A 14,142-nucleotide genomic window follows, 5' to 3' on the forward strand; every position below is an offset into this window, starting at 1 on the left:
AAAACGATATCAATGCAGATCCGTCGAGCGACACATAGCCGCTAATCACGCTTTGGCTTTACTCCAATCCGATGGTCGCGGCTCTATATATCGTGCGGTGCCCTGTACGGCCTGCACGGCGTCATCTGATGCCGGTAAGTGCTCGGGCCGGGCCAGCACCAGATTGGAACCGGGCGGCCGAACACTTAATGATCAGGCCAGCCGTCTTCGCCGACTAGCGGTACGAAGCTCACTTCGCCGAGCGAGCGCTCGTGATAATCGTGTTCGCTGTAGCGGACCAGTTTGATCAATCGCTGATGATAAGGCTCGCGTCCCACCGGCATGACGATCCGGCCACCGACCGAGAGTTGCAAACGCCACGCCCGCGGGATACGCGGACCGCCGGCTCCCGCGATAATTGCATCGTACGGCGCATAGGCGCCCAAGCCGACAGTGCCGTCTCCGAGATGAACGGTCACGTTTGAAATGCCCAACCGCGCCAGCGTCTTGCGAGCGGTGCTGGCGAGCACCGGATCGCGTTCAACGGAATCAACATGCGCCACGATTGCGGCCGCAATTGCGGCGGCGTACCCCGAGCCCGTGCCGATGTCGAGAACCCGGTCGTGGGGACCCAGTTCGGCCGCCTCGATCATTTGCGCGACGATGCTGGGCTGCGAGATCGTTTGGTGACTCGCGATGGGCAACGGACTATCGTCGTACGCGCTTTCACGGAGGTGCTCCGCTACGAATTCCTCGCGCGGCACATGACGCATCGCGGATAGCACGTTGGAATCGCAGATGCCGCGGGCCGCGATTTGCCATACAACCATCCATTCCCGGGCTTCACTGAAATCGATCATTGCTGCTCTCCTCCGATGGTCGTGCAGGTTTTACGGCAGGCTCCGCATACCTTCACCGAGAGATCCAGACGGGGCGCGCCGGCGGCCGCACGCACCCGGCGTCGCGACATCCTGCATTCGGCAACGCACATACCGCACACGGGATTCTCACGCCACCGACCGCGGCGGTCGCCGATGCAGGCAGCCGCAGCGCCGCTTCTTCGCAAAGCGATACCCATACGGAAATTGTGCACTCCTGGCGCGCTGACTTCACTACGTATCGGTGACCGGATCGTCCAGCGACGGCGTGACGAACGTCTCGTCGAGGAAGACCTCGATATGCTGCTCAACAAGCGCGGTTTCCTGTCGCGCATTTTCCGTCCGCTATTCCACCTGGTCTCGCGCAGCTGGCACATGCACCCGATCGGCTTTCTGTTCGGCCTGGACTTCGATACGGCGACGGAAGTGGTGCTGTTCGGTATTTCCGCCCCTCAGGCTGCTGAGGGCATGTCTTTCGCGACCATCCTGATCTTCCCCGCGCTGTTCACGGCTGGCATGTGCCTCGTCGATACCGCCGACGGCGTGCTGATGCTAGGCGCTTACGCTGGGCGTTCATGAAGCCGGTCCGCATGCTGTACTACAACATCACGATCACGTTCGCTTCCCTAGTGGTGGCGATGCTGATCGGCGGCATCGAGGCGCTGGCGCTCATCGCGGACAAGCTCGACCTCAAGCGCGGTTTCTGGGGTCTGATCGGCGCGGCGTCGGACAATTTCGGCCTGCTCGGCTACGCGGTGATCGGCCTTTTTGTCGTCAGCTGGCTGGTGTCGGTGCTGTTCTACAAGCTCAAGCGTTACGACGACATGCCCGTCAACCTGGGCTGATCGGAGATCGGCTCAACTGTCCGGGCGCGCAATGGGTTCGGCTCAGACATGCGGATGATCGCGTGCCGATCGGACGCGTCGCCATGATGATGTCGCGCGTTCGATCGGCACGGGAATTATGTGCGGTGAATACGCCGTGCCGGAGACATCGCACTCGTCCGTTTCATTATCAGCCGCTCAAAGCGGCCGCAATGGCGCCAAGATCGGTCATTCGGTAGCCCCGGATGATCGTCGCTTCATGGCCGAACCCGGTCCGATGCTGAATGGATAATCGATCCACCGGAGGTCGTTCGGCGTCCGGCTCAGGTCGACCCGAGGCGGCCGGTCGGGCTGCCGCGCCGAATGGCCGCTGCGGCTCCGTCATGAGACATCCAAGCAGCAGTGCCAATAGCCACCGGCGCTGGCACTGCGGGCCTTGAGGGCGACACGGCTACGACGCGCTCGCCGGCTTTCCTCCCAGGCCGGGCCGACCCGAGATGTTTTAACAGGAAATCCCGACCTTTGGGCTGGTGTCAGGCCGAGCCAAGCTTGACGACTTGCATTAGCGCCTCGACAAAGACATCCAGTTCGTTTTTTAGCATGTAGATATGCGGCGACACTCGTATCCCGTCGAGACCTTGTACGCTCCGACGCTTGACGTGGACTTGCCAGGTGTTTCGAAGCTCCTCTTCGATTTTCCTGGCATCCATTCCATCGATGGAGAACAGGCTGACCGCGCCCAGATCGTCCGTGTGCATTGGCGTGTGCAACCTGAAGCCGCGGACATCGCGCGCAATGGTCGTCCAGTATCGGGTCAACTCCCGCAACCGCGTATGAACCTTGTCGGTGCCAATCTCCTCACGAAATCGAATTGCGGGGGCTATTCCCGCCTGTACCGCGGAACTATAGGTACCGAGGTTCCAGTTGTCGGATTTGTCGATGCGAAGCGGAGGTGGATCGAACGGTGCCAGCAACGGTCAGGTTTCATCAATCCGGCTTTGCCTGACGATCAACATGCCGTTGCCCACAGGAGCACCGAGCCATTCATGAAGGCTCGTCGCGAAAAAGTCGCAATCGAGCTCGCGGAAGCTCACTGGCATCCGAGCGAATGTCTGTGCGCCATCTACTACGGTGATGATGTCAAGAGTCCGGCCGAGACTGCAAAGGCGCTTGACCGGCAGGACGCGGCCGGTCCAGTGGAGCATGTGGGTTAATCCCGCATCCAGCAGCGCTGCTACGGCAGGCGGGCCTGCAAAGTCCGACGCATTCGTCACAAGCGCAACCTGTTGCTCTTTCTTCACAGCCGCTCCTCCTGGTGGTTCCAAACCCGCGCGATCCGATGGGCACCAGCGACCGCCCCTTCCTCGCGTATAGCTATGGCGAATCCCGATGTCGGCTCAGCGTTCCATACTCAATGTCCGGCCCGTTTCGATATCGCCTTCAGCGAATCGCGTCATAAGTTACCCCGTCTCCATGCGTTGAAACAGTTTAGGCGTTCAATGCGCGGCGCTCGCACCTTGAATCTGGCGTTACCCTCTTCTCATCGATCTATGCATTATCTGTCACTGATTCCAAATCGATCACGAACGATCTAGGACGGTGCATCTAGCTTCTGGCCGAAGCTTGCCGATTGAGCGAGCAAACGGTGGTGGCCACGACCGGCAGACCCCGTCTATTTAGGAAGCGGACCGGTCCTGAATATCTTGCGCGCCTCCCCTCGTTCTGGTCCGGCTGCTGCCCTGGATCAGCATATTTTGTCAAGATACTCACCGCCGTACTGAAGCGATTGTGACGAAAACACACAACGCCAATTTTGCTCTGATTACTGCGCAAACGATTGCTTGTACTCTCTGCACCTCTTTCTCTGAGGCGCATCGTATGCGGCAGGAATGGCTTGAATTTCTCCAGCGAGTCGACTGGAACACTCCGGTAACTTTGGCGCTGACATCAGCGGCAGTCGGTTCTGTCATAACGCTCGCCTGGATTTCAGCGAGGGATGCTAGGGAGCGCAAGCGTCAGCGACGCGATACTGCACTGGAACTAGCGTTATCGCTGGAAAGGTACGCCCGAACCTGTCGGACAATGATGCATAAGGCCACCTGGGCAGCAGCGGAGCCAGTCGGCCATTTGAGCCGCGAAGCCAGTAAAGGCGTTTCCATTCCCACCTTTGCCTACCCGGACAGGTTTCACTGGCATGTCTTGAGCCGCAAAGTTATCTCAGAGCTCCGTGAGTATCCGGCGACAGTGCACGCCGCTCGGGAGTATGTGGAAGCGCTTCGCGAATTCGGCGAGCCAATCGACCTTTGTGGTCAGGTTGAATACGAATGTACGAAGGCCGCGATGGCAGCGCTAGCCCTTGCTCGGGCCACGCGCCGGCGGCACGGAGCCACGAGGTGGAAGCCGGACGCCAAAGACTCAGCCTTGGAGCGCGAACTGTCCGACTTCATCGCGAACGCTGAAGAAAAGCGCAAGGCGTCGCTCGAGCGTCGAATGGAGTTTACAGTCGATCGGCGAGTTGACGTGCAACGGTTCAAACAGGTGCTAAGCGCCTAAAACATCGTGAGCTCGGACCCGCCTACGCGGATAGTTTCCGTAACGACCCGATATAGATAGTCGTCCCGCTTTCATCGAGACTGGTGGGACTGGCAGCGAGCTGCCAGTCGAGGCGGGACACGCACTCGTGGACTACGAATAAGTCGACCCAAACGCCTGGACGATTGCCGCTTTAGCTTCGACCCATGATTCGCCCTTCTCCTCGCAATCCGTCCCGAAAAAAAAGATTGAACGGATATCTATGGTTTCGGAGGCCGGTGCCGATAAGACCGCTCATAAGCCCCCCGCCAGACGAGGCTTCCCATGCCATTTGATTTTATCGCCAGCCGCCCGCCCCGATTAAAACGTACTCTCGTTATCCTGGTTGGCTGTACAGGCGTACTTGCCAGCTTGTCGATTTGGGGCCGGGTGCCCGCCGACGTACTCGCCGACGCGGATAGAGAGGTCGCCCACTTCGGCCCCGCACTAGTGGGCACCGCGTGTCCGGTCGAAGGAGCAGTCTCAAGGGACGCCCGCGGTACCTTTCTCATGTGTTGGAAACAGGTCTGGAGCAAGCCGTAGATCCTACTCCATATCGCCCCGGCGTCTCTGGCGTAACGCATGGCGGACAACCGGGATTTTCTGATTGAAGGTCCGGCACGAGGCTAGACGCAACGGAAGAAGACCAGAGTGTCGTGTGCCTTGCGTCCGAACGCATGTGACCGAAGCTTCGGTTAGGGAGCGTACCCGAAGATGCGCCCGTCGCAATGCGCGCAATCCACTCGCTCGGCGAACCGGTCGATGTACCGGTCCGCAACCCACAGTGGCGGTGCTCGCTATCAACGAATTCTCCAATGGAAAGACTCTTCCGGGTCCGTAGATTCGCACGAGCGCTCGCCCACACGCTGACGAAAAAAAGCCGACAGGTCGTGTCGGCTGAAGGATTCCGGCTATGCCGAAGGCCATGCCAGAACCTGTGCAGCGCAGATTATTGCACTGTCTGGCTCCCATGCGGATGGCATGCTAACAAAGGGTTTACCCCGGTCAAAATATAGGAATGGATGCCGTAATACATGTTGATTTCATTCATGCCGTGACGGCGGGTCGACATGGAAAGGCAAACGTTTGCCCAAAAACTGTGGCTGCTATTGCTCCCAAGCCTCGTCTGTCTGACCGCCATCAAGGGATTCGATGTTGCACCAGCCGCATCGAACGAACAGAGCGTCGATACCCGGGCGCGATCGCGCGTTTCAAGGCGGCCATGACACACACTTCAAGATGCTTCGGGCTGACATCCTTATCTGCCCGCTGAGGAAAGTTCAACATGTTCGACGCCGAAGTTGCCGCGACGCTCCTGAACCGGTGGGACCGTAAACGCACATACCCAGGAGATCAGTCATCGCTGGACCTCTTGCAGGAAGGCAAGCTGCATTTCAGGCATGAGGGCGGCGACGTCCACGCACATGGTACTGACGCAGACCGGCGTCTTCGCGTTGAATGCCTGACGTTCACCGACGGCTCCCGCGCCTTGCGCGTCACCGGTGCAGATGGACAAGGCGGCTGGACGCGGTGGACTGCTGCTGAGCCGGTGTGAAAGCGCGAAACGAGCGCACGTAGTCACTACCCGGTATCGAAGGAGAAAGCCGATGTCGACATGGCCTGATCGCACGCTGGATTGGCTCTTCGTCCTCGCCTACGTCCTGATGGTGATATGGCTAAATTACCTGCAGCAGATGTTGTGTCACATGTAGCGTGTGTCGCGTCCCAGCGGATGCCAGAGCGCCGTCGACGTCGAGCAGGCTGATGGAAACAGCCACTGATCTCTTGCGAATGAGGTGTCTGCTGCGGTCCACGACAGCTCGTGTGACATTCCGGATTTCAGAGGATCGCGAAAGGAGATGAACGTGAACATGGTGAAGACCGAGATTGGACAACTGGAGAAGGCACTGAACGCTCTGGTTTGTCGCCCACGACTTATCCGTCGCGACTACTGGATATCGCAGATCGAGTGCCTGCTGACACGCCCTGGGCTGTCGGCGCAGGACCGGCAACGACTCCGCGCGCTGCTCAACCTGCTCGGCACGCCCGTCGCGGGATGCAGTGTCTCACTATAGCAGTGACCGGCATCGTAGAGTCTTTGAGTACGGTCACGACAAGCGAGCTGATTCGCTGAACACGCCTGCCGCAGTTGCGTCAATTGCTGCTGGTGTCACACGTCAGAAATTCGCGGACAACGTTGTGCGGCACCAGGCGTCGTCGCGTCGACTGATTGCCTGCAGTGTCCGCGCGATCATGTACGGCGAACGCGTCTATTGAGCTTTCGGAAATCATCATGTTTAACGAGTCGAAATACGTATCGCTATGTATGAACAGGGCCTGGACCAGTGGACGCGTGCCTGGTACGGCGAAGCCGTTGAAGCGGGATTTATCCGCCCGCACTATCATCCCGACCCTGTGACCATAAAGCGTCTTCGGGGCTATTTCGGCGCGGGCCTGTCGCCCTTCGAAGCCGCCCAGGCGTGCTTTGGCCGCAAACACTAAAGTAAGCCGGCTATTGCCTCCCCATCCGGTAGCCACATCTGCACGAAAGGCAGAAAGCGACCTGAACAGTCCAGCGAATTTCTCATCCAACAACACTTGTCACGCCCGCATGAGCGCCACCTCGACCGGCATCTCACAAACACCGCTACCCAGTCCAGATTTGCACCGGCTGGCTAACATCTCACGTCCGGCCCCTTCCTCAGGAGGTCGCAAGGCTTCGTCGAGAACGGATCTCGCGGTCACACCCCTGGCGGATCTGTCGAGGGCATGCTGATGACGCGCACGCAGCCGGGCTGCAGCGAAGGCTGCGTTGTGTTGCCACCAGAAGTCATCACGGCGCTCAAAAACCTCTACATTGTTTCGAGCGCGCTCGCGCAGCGAGGCACTCACGCTCAGGAAATCCGGGATTCCCAATGGCGGGCAATGTTTCAACGGGCTCACGAGGCGAAGACGGCGCTCGACCAGCACGGGGAGAGAGCTGAAACGCATGCGATTGTGCTGCTTCGACAGATGACACAGGCATGCCAGGGTCTGGTTGATCGGCACGCGACCCGACAGGAGATTCCCTTCGCCGTGTGGCGCGAAGTGGGCAGGCTTGGGCACGATGCTTACGAGTGGGTCAACCTGAACCTACCCCGCCGGCGAGGCACCGACGCATGAATCCCGCACCGTTCAGGTCAGCGTACCGTGCCGGACTTAAAGCGGACTGGCTCGCGCAACGTGTCCGGCATGTACTTCCGGCACGCCCTGGCTGGCCCACGGGCCGTCGTCCTTTAAGATCTCCGGGACGCATGCGACCGACGGATGGAGCATTGCTCCCAACGTCGGGAGAGCAACGGAACAACGCGCGCTTGCCGGAAACAAGAGATCAGAAGATCGCCGCAATCGTTGTTAGCAAGTCACGGAGTGGTCAGTGAACGCCGAAGGAATCAACAAGGCCGCGTTGCTGCTGATGTCGCTCGGTGAAAACGAGGCGGCCGAAGCCTTCCGGTTCCTCGGCCCACGTGAGGTGCAGAAGATCAGCATCGCGATGGCCGCGCTGAAAAACGTCACGCGCGGTGCCGTCGACACTGTACTGCAAGACTTCATCAAGGAAGCAGAAACGCACACGACGCTATCGCTTGACTCGAAGGATTACATCCGGTCGGTGCTGACGAGGGCGCTCGGCGAAGACAAGGCTGGCAACGTCATCGACCGCATTCTGCAGGGTGACGACGTTGGCGGCATCGAAGGCCTGAAGTGGATAGATGCGCGAGCCGTCGCGGAACTGATCAAAAACGAACACCCGCAAATCATCGCAACCATCCTCGTGCACCTTGGCCCGGAGCAGGCTTCTGACGTACTCGCATGCTTCACCGAACGGACGCGCAACGACGTGCTGCTGCGCATCGCCACGCTCGACGGCATCCAGCCGGCTGCATTGCGCGAACTCGACGATGTGATGACAGAGTTGCTGTCTGGCAGCGGTAACGTGAAACGCAAGGCGGTTGGCGGCGTTCGCGCGGCAGCGGAAATCCTCAACTACCTGTCAACCCAGCACGAAGAATCGGTAATCGACAACGTACGCAGCTACGACGACGATCTCGCGCAAAGGATCATTGACGAGATGTTCACGTTCGAGAACCTGGTCGAGCTCGATGATCGCGCGATCCGGCTGCTGCTCAGGGAAGTTGGCACGGAGACACTGGGGATCGCACTGAAGGTCGGGCCGCCCGAGCTGCGTCAGAAATTCATGGCGAACATGTCGCAACGCGCGGCGGAGCTGTTTTCCGAAGATATGGACACACGCGGCCCGGTGCGCCTGTCGGAAGTCGAAGCACAACAGCGCAAGGTTGTGCAGGTCGCGCGCGACCTCGCCGGGAGCGGCGAGATAGCGCTTGGTGACAAGGCTGACGACATGTATGTCTGAAGTGCCTCCCTGCGCGAACATCCCGATGAGAACCGGACGGGTCGTGCTCCTGCAGGGAAAGACTGAAAATCAGTGTGAGCCTGCCAGGCCGCTTTCCAGCTGACTCTGGAGTTCGCGCACCTGCCGCTGCGCGGACCGCAACTGGTCCTGTGCGGCAGTTTTCTGCTGTGCGAGCAGGGTAGCTTCGGCACGCGTCTTCTGCTGCTGGTTGGTGACGATTGTCTGCTGCTGACTCGCTACATCGAGGTCGGCCTGCAGGCGGTTCGCACGACCCTGCGACAGCGCAATCATCCGCTCGATGAACGCCTTTTGCGCCTCGAGCCGGCCGCGGCGAATTTCGACATCGGACAACTGCACGGTCTGACGCACGAAGTCCTTGTAGATCAGGTCGGCGTGGGTTTGGTCCGGTGTCTTGATGACGCGCCAGAAGTTCTTCTGCTGGAACAGCACGACGTAATACGTCATTTCCTTGCTGTAAAACAGCAGGCTCGCACCGTAACTGCCGTTGTACGTTGTACGCAGTTCGCTCAGGTCCGAACCGCGAATCATCTGTTGCAGCTCGACGACGTTGCCGGCGGCGGACTGCTTCGCCTCGCTCGGATTCAAGTTCGACAATCTCCGGTTCGCCGCACAGCAGCACCAGCAGGCGCAGCAGCGCTTCGCGCGATGGCGTGAGACGCCGCGTGTCCGCACCTGCGGCTTGGCAAAGTAGTAGGTCGAAGCCGGCGCGCATGGCGACGTCATGGTCTTCCGGTGTTTCGACCTTCTCGGCGAGCAATACCTTCCCGTGTTGCCTGACGATGCTGACAAGTTCGTTAAGGTCCTCGCGCGTGCAGTCGAGAAAGTCGATCTTGACAATATCGACGCACGGCAGCAGTTCGGCCAGACGCGGGGTGACCTGCGAAACATCATCCAGTGCGAGCCGGAAGCCCGCTCGCCGCAGGTCGCTGCAATGTCGGCCGGCGGACCGGTGTCGATGCTGTTGGTCCGACTTCTTCGTGGCAGTACGGGCGCACAGCAATGCACTGAGCAGGCGCATCGGACACTCGGCGCAGAGCGCCGGTCGAAGCCGGTCGCCCAGAGGCGCAAGACCGAGCGATGGAGCGATCCAGCCGAATGGTGAACAGACCGACCTGACCCGTCGTCGGCGGCGACTGTCGGAATACCGGTGGCAGGTCGCCGAAGGCGTCATCGAGCTGTTCAGTCTGAACGGCGAAATCTGGAAGGAGTCGTCGCTCCGCCCGCGCAGGGTTTGCGCTATTGGGCCGCTGTAAGTTTGTGGCCCGTCCTCAATGCCTGCCAGCCCGTCTGCGGCTCCTTCCGCTGATCGCTTACCTGCTCGATGCCGCTTTTCAACACCGCTTCACAAAAGGCCAGGCGGGCTCGGTAGTAATCTGCGTGCATCTGAGCGTCAAGGATGCGTTGTTCAGCCTGGAAGAGTTCCAGACGCAATTCCCGCAACGCTTTTTCGGCTTGCTTCTCCGGAGTAAGCGCGTTGCGTACAGCCCAGCTGGTTATCCACCGCAGCATGATGAACTCCTCTCATCGTCAGGTGACATTCCGCCGGCTTCAAATCGGGCTTTCACGCCGGGGGCACAAAACGCCACTGTCCCGACCACTTCTTCATACAGCCACTGGTGAGTCAGCGCTATCAATAATCAGTGAGTACCTGTGCGTCACACTGCGCGGTAGATCACGTTGTTGCGAAAATTTCCCGCCGCCCATGCAAGGGGTTGGCCACGCTGAGCGCCTTGCCGGACATCATTGCGGCCGTGATGAGTCTGCTCGCGGCGTTTTACGTGGCGCGCTTCGTTGCGTCGCTAGTGGAGAAGCTGCTTGTCGCAGCCGGCGTGGACGGGCTACGTTCTCCGCAGACAGGGGTCTGCAAGTTACACAAGCAAATCACGCCTCCTGGCGCTACATGAGAGTGAGGTTGGCGCGCGACATGGGAATAGCGTCTCAGGTGTGCGGCAGGAGGCACGCCTTCAATTGCCCTTGAAAACCGCTGCGCCACCGGTCCGGGAGGAGGACGGGTCCCTCGCTCCATTCGCCTGCTCGCGCCCAACAGCCGCCGCCCCGGAAGCCCCGGATGCAGCCGACGTTGCGCTCATATACGCCGGCGCGAGCTTCGTCTTCTGTCGTATTCCCGGCGATGGCGCCGTCGCGCGCTTCTCCATGTCTGCCAGCATCTGCTGGCACGGCAACGGCCGATTGTCGCTCGGCTGGAGCAACGCGATCACCGCCGCAAACGGATTCAGCAAGCCCAGTCCCGCCGCCGCCCTGCCATGCGCGACCAGCGCCCCGGCCTTCCTGCCGACTTGCGGCTCCTTGAAACTGCCCTTGACGTACAGCGGCGAGCGCAGCGAGATCACCCGGAACCCTTTGGTGTGCGGATGAATCGTCAGATTCATGGTCTCGTCTCGCAAGTTCACGTTTCCGTCCATCTCGACCACCGCATCGTCGGTGTCGAGGGCGAATACGCGCGAGTCGAGCACACCATTGGTGGCGACGAAGTCGGCCGCCGCGCAATTGATCGTCACGTCTCGATTGCCGAACAGCTTCTCGTACACCACGTTCGCCACGTTCAGCCCGGCCGCCTCCATCAGCAAGCGACTCACCGCGCCGTCGGTGATCAACATCTTCACCTCGCCGTTGGAGGTCGCGGCGAGTGCCACCGGCGAGTTGCCGGTGGCCAACAGCGCCGCGTCGCCGTTGACTTCGCCGAGCGCCGTCCGCATCACCGCGAATGTCGGGAACAGCTGCTTGAGCCGCAGATGCCGCGCCTGCAGCGAGAACCGCCCCTTGAGCGGCTTGCTGCTGCCGTCCAGGTGGATGGTCGAAGCGAGGGGTGCCGCCCGCCACGCCGAACTTCAGCGGATCGAGCATCAGCACGCCGTCCTGCATGACGAGGTGGGTGGACAGAACAGTGATCGGCAGGCTCGCGGTCTTGACGATGCGGCGTCCAGTGAATCGGACGTCAGCATCGATCGCCTTCCAGCGGTCAGTGCGGAACTCCTCGACCGGCAGCGCCTTGTTGGCCGGCTGCGCTACGGCGTCGCCGCGCCTGGCCTTGCTGGCGTTCGTGTCGGCACCGACGAGTGGTGCGAGGTGGGAAAACTGCAGCAGGCTCGACACCAGCGTGCCAGACAACAGCGGGCGGGGTTCGCGCGAGACGTACACCAGCGAGCCGTTCAGGTCGCTGCTGCCGACGCGTCCGGTGAAGTTCTCATACACCAACGGCTGTAAGTCGACGGCGACGCCGTCCGTGACCGCGCCGGGGGAGATCGCCACTGACGACGCTGCGCTCGCCGCCCGGGTGAAGCGGGCGCTTGTCGCGGACCAGGGGCTAAGATCGTTGTCGATGAGCGTCGCGACGTATCGAGGCGTCGTGCAGTTGTCAGGATACGTGGATTCGGAGGTACGGATTCAGAAAGCGCTTGCCGTGACGCGCGGCGTGCCGGGGGTACAATCCGTGAGCAACGATCTGCACCTCAGGCCGCAATGACGCGCGTTCGCCGGAAACAGATGACGAACGGATAACGCAGGAGAGCGCTCCAAAGCGAGGGCTGTCTCACAAGCGACAAGATCCTGGCGCGAGACAGCAATGTGTGTGCTCGCGCGATCGGCGGTTCCGCCGATGGCATAGTGCATCTGCGCTTTGACGACAATTCCCCTGCGCTCTATCACGGTCACCGGTTTCCGGGCCGACCGTGATCGACCCAGGCCGTGTGGAAACGCCAAGAGAGTTTCAATGCACGCGGTTCCAACCTCGCATCGCACGTGTGGCGGTTTGCATGTTGACAGTTCATTCGGCGATGACGAACTGCTGAAGGGGTCTAGCGCCCTTTAACTGGCGATTGTGAGCTTGTTTTTAAGGTCGATGGGTGCTCAGGCACCCACCAGCCGCATCGCTTTCATTGTCCTTTTGAATCCCAGGATTCTCAGCACTCTCATGAGGTTGTAGGCAAGCACGTTCAGACTCATCTCGGTCCCCACGTTGGGCAGCCGGCGTGTCAGGAAGTGCGTGTAACCCATCCAGTGCTTGAACGTCCCGAAGACATGTTCGACGGTGCGTCTGCGTATCGTCATTGCCTCTGGCGTTTTGTCGAGTTGACGTTGAACACCTTCCAACACGGACTCGTGCTCCCATCGGGTGATTCGCCGATATGGACTTGGCGTGCATTGTGATTTTATTGGGCACTGAGGACAGGCGCTGCTCCAGTAACGGCGCAATTGCATACCGTGTTCCTCCCCGGTGAAACGGTAGATTGCCCGTTCACCGGCTGGACACTGGTATTCGTCGTCCCGCGCAATGTAGATGAAGTCAGCCCTATCAAATCGACCATGGCATTTCGCGCTTGATGTCGTGGGTTTCGGCAGCATTACCGCGATCCCGGCATCCACACACTCTTTGATCTGAGGCCCGCTATAGTAGCCACGATCGGCGACTGCCCGCAGTCTGCTCTTGCCCATCGCATCGCGTGCAGCTTTCGCTATGGGGCTGAGTTGCGCCCGGTCGCTGCCAGAGTTTGTGACCTCGTGAGCAACGATGAGGTGGTGTTTGGCGTCTACTGCCACCTGTACGTTGTAGCCGACCATTCCCGAGCCTTTGCCGCTCGTCGCCATGGAGCGCGCGTCGGGATCAGTCATCGAGAGTTGGCCATCAGGCTGCGTCCTGAGTTGCTCCTTGATCTGATCGAGGTTTCGCATCTGTTCGCGCAAGCGTGCGATCTTGTCCTGCAACCGGGTCGTCTTCGCTTCCAGCTCAGCGGGTTGCGTACGATCGGCAGTCTCCAGCGCGTTCAGATACCGCTGGATGCTCTCCTCGATCTGCTTCTGGCGCTTGTCGACCTTACCCTCTGTGAAGTTGCGATCGCGGGTGTTGACTGCCTTGAACTTGCTACCGTCGATGGCAACGAGCGCCTGCGAGAACAGCTTCAGTTCGCGGCATAAGACGACGAAGCGGCGACATACGTTGCGGATGCCGGTGCCGTTGTCACGGCGGAAGTCAGCTATGGTCTTGAAGTCCGGCGCCAAACGGCCCGTGAGCCACATCAATTCAACATTGCGTTGGCATTCACGTTCCAGGCGGCGGCTCGACTGGATCCGGTTCAGGTAGCCGTAGATATAGATCTTCAGCAGCACGCCTGGATGATAGGACGGGCGACCTGTAGTCGACGGCATCGCTCCATCGAAGCCCAGTGATTCAAGGTCAAGCTCTTCAACAAACGCCTCGATGATTCTGACCGGATTGTCCTCGGCGACAAAGTCATCGAGGCACTCTGGAAGCAGCGTCACCTGCTTGCGATCTTCACCTTCTATGAATCGCTTCATCCGGTCACCCAGGCTGAATGAGTTAATCCAGTTTAGGCGATCATGGTGTTTTCACACAGGCTTATATGGACACCGCCCGGTTTGCCAAGTTGATCTTATGTGATACGTGAGCGAGGTATCGGCTGCGGTCTTATATGCGGCCTTC

The 14,142-nt window shown here is 60.0% G+C and carries 14 protein-coding genes and 3 pseudogenes; 9 read left to right on the top strand and 8 right to left on the bottom strand.

Features of this window, described 5'->3' with window-relative positions; all coding sequences use genetic code 11:
- Positions 1-185: 185 nt before the first annotated feature.
- Positions 186-839, bottom strand: a complete 654-nt coding sequence (locus P0D96_RS46075) for a protein-L-isoaspartate(D-aspartate) O-methyltransferase (protein WP_408294177.1) — start codon at positions 837-839, stop codon at positions 186-188.
- 282 nt (positions 840-1,121) lie between these two features.
- Between P0D96_RS46075 and P0D96_RS46080 the strand changes: the two are divergent.
- Positions 1,122-1,702, top strand: a pseudogene (locus tag P0D96_RS46080) (HoxN/HupN/NixA family nickel/cobalt transporter); the annotation flags it as partial.
- Between the two features lie 512 nt (positions 1,703-2,214).
- Here P0D96_RS46080 and P0D96_RS46085 read toward each other — a convergent pair.
- Complete coding sequence (locus tag P0D96_RS46085; RefSeq protein ID WP_408320834.1) at positions 2,215-2,655, bottom strand: aminotransferase class V-fold PLP-dependent enzyme; 441 nt, start codon at positions 2,653-2,655, stop codon at positions 2,215-2,217.
- 3 nt (positions 2,656-2,658) lie between these two features.
- On the bottom strand, positions 2,659-2,982 hold the full coding sequence (locus P0D96_RS46090) for an aminotransferase class V-fold PLP-dependent enzyme (RefSeq protein ID WP_408182717.1): 324 nt from the start codon (positions 2,980-2,982) through the stop codon (positions 2,659-2,661).
- 487 nt (positions 2,983-3,469) lie between these two features.
- Between P0D96_RS46090 and P0D96_RS46095 the strand changes: the two genes are divergently transcribed.
- From P0D96_RS46095 to P0D96_RS46105, 3 genes are all read left to right on the top strand, one after another.
- Positions 3,470-4,234 carry a hypothetical protein gene (locus P0D96_RS46095; RefSeq protein WP_408294170.1) on the top strand — a complete coding sequence of 255 codons (765 nt, stop codon included), beginning with the start codon at positions 3,470-3,472 and terminating at the stop codon, positions 4,232-4,234.
- A gap of 1,303 nt (positions 4,235-5,537) precedes the next feature.
- Complete coding sequence (locus P0D96_RS46100; protein ID WP_408182720.1) at positions 5,538-5,807, top strand: hypothetical protein; 270 nt, start codon at positions 5,538-5,540, stop codon at positions 5,805-5,807.
- A gap of 316 nt (positions 5,808-6,123) precedes the next feature.
- Positions 6,124-6,327, top strand: a complete 204-nt coding sequence (locus P0D96_RS46105) for a hypothetical protein (RefSeq protein ID WP_408320840.1) — start codon at positions 6,124-6,126, stop codon at positions 6,325-6,327.
- 79 nt (positions 6,328-6,406) lie between these two features.
- On the opposite strand, the gene P0D96_RS46110 is transcribed toward P0D96_RS46105, so the two are convergent.
- A complete protein-coding gene (locus P0D96_RS46110; RefSeq protein ID WP_408294163.1) occupies positions 6,407-6,844 on the bottom strand; it encodes a hypothetical protein in 438 nt (145 codons plus the stop codon).
- A gap of 177 nt (positions 6,845-7,021) precedes the next feature.
- Here P0D96_RS46110 and P0D96_RS46115 point away from each other — a divergent pair, with 177 nt between their 5' ends.
- Positions 7,022-7,414 carry a hypothetical protein gene (locus P0D96_RS46115; RefSeq protein WP_408294160.1) on the top strand — a complete coding sequence of 131 codons (393 nt, stop codon included), beginning with the start codon at positions 7,022-7,024 and terminating at the stop codon, positions 7,412-7,414.
- Positions 7,415-7,667: 253 nt separating this feature from the next.
- Positions 7,668-8,663, top strand: a complete 996-nt coding sequence (fliG, locus tag P0D96_RS46120) for a flagellar motor switch protein FliG (RefSeq protein ID WP_408294157.1) — start codon at positions 7,668-7,670, stop codon at positions 8,661-8,663.
- 69 nt (positions 8,664-8,732) lie between these two features.
- Here fliG and P0D96_RS46125 read toward each other — a convergent pair.
- Positions 8,733-9,275, bottom strand: a pseudogene (locus P0D96_RS46125) (DUF2968 domain-containing protein); the annotation flags it as partial.
- Between the two features lie 175 nt (positions 9,276-9,450).
- Between P0D96_RS46125 and P0D96_RS46130 the strand changes: the two are divergent.
- Positions 9,451-9,786 carry a hypothetical protein gene (locus tag P0D96_RS46130; RefSeq protein WP_408320836.1) on the top strand — a complete coding sequence of 112 codons (336 nt, stop codon included), beginning with the start codon at positions 9,451-9,453 and terminating at the stop codon, positions 9,784-9,786.
- A 134-nt stretch (positions 9,787-9,920) separates the two neighbouring features.
- Here the strand turns inward: P0D96_RS46130 and P0D96_RS46135 are convergent, their stop codons facing one another.
- Positions 9,921-10,193, bottom strand: a complete 273-nt coding sequence (locus P0D96_RS46135; protein ID WP_408182728.1) for a hypothetical protein — start codon at positions 10,191-10,193, stop codon at positions 9,921-9,923.
- A 131-nt stretch (positions 10,194-10,324) separates the two neighbouring features.
- Between P0D96_RS46135 and P0D96_RS46140 the strand changes: the two genes are divergently transcribed.
- On the top strand, positions 10,325-10,588 hold the full coding sequence (locus P0D96_RS46140) for a mechanosensitive ion channel family protein (protein WP_408182730.1): 264 nt from the start codon (positions 10,325-10,327) through the stop codon (positions 10,586-10,588).
- A 60-nt stretch (positions 10,589-10,648) separates the two neighbouring features.
- Here P0D96_RS46140 and P0D96_RS46145 read toward each other — a convergent pair.
- A pseudogene (locus P0D96_RS46145) lies at positions 10,649-11,894 on the bottom strand (AsmA family protein); the annotation flags it as partial.
- Between P0D96_RS46145 and P0D96_RS46150 the strand changes: the two are divergent.
- Entirely contained in the window at positions 11,863-12,168 is a 306-nt protein-coding gene (locus P0D96_RS46150; RefSeq protein ID WP_408182738.1) for a BON domain-containing protein, read from the top strand. The pseudogene P0D96_RS46145 and the gene P0D96_RS46150 sit on opposite strands and share 32 nt — an antisense overlap.
- A 383-nt stretch (positions 12,169-12,551) precedes the next feature.
- Here P0D96_RS46150 and P0D96_RS46155 read toward each other — a convergent pair whose 3' ends face one another.
- Positions 12,552-13,997 carry an IS1182 family transposase gene (locus P0D96_RS46155; protein WP_408320838.1) on the bottom strand — a complete coding sequence of 482 codons (1,446 nt, stop codon included), beginning with the start codon at positions 13,995-13,997 and terminating at the stop codon, positions 12,552-12,554.
- Positions 13,998-14,142: the final 145 nt, after the last annotated feature.

Source organism: Paraburkholderia sp. RL17-347-BIC-D, assembly GCF_046027915.1.
In the GTDB taxonomy this organism is placed as follows: Bacteria; Pseudomonadota; Gammaproteobacteria; order Burkholderiales; family Burkholderiaceae; genus Paraburkholderia.

Coding starts and splice junctions, on each gene's coding strand:
- P0D96_RS46075 (WP_408294177.1), bottom strand. CDS start 839: ATGATCGATTTCAGTGAAGCCCGGGAATGGATGGTTGTATGGCAAATC.
- P0D96_RS46100 (WP_408182720.1), top strand. CDS start 5,538: ATGTTCGACGCCGAAGTTGCCGCGACGCTCCTGAACCGGTGGGACCGT.
- P0D96_RS46105 (WP_408320840.1), top strand. CDS start 6,124: ATGGTGAAGACCGAGATTGGACAACTGGAGAAGGCACTGAACGCTCTG.
- P0D96_RS46115 (WP_408294160.1), top strand. CDS start 7,022: ATGCTGATGACGCGCACGCAGCCGGGCTGCAGCGAAGGCTGCGTTGTG.
- P0D96_RS46135 (WP_408182728.1), bottom strand. CDS start 10,193: ATGCTGCGGTGGATAACCAGCTGGGCTGTACGCAACGCGCTTACTCCG.
- P0D96_RS46155 (WP_408320838.1), bottom strand. CDS start 13,997: ATGAAGCGATTCATAGAAGGTGAAGATCGCAAGCAGGTGACGCTGCTT.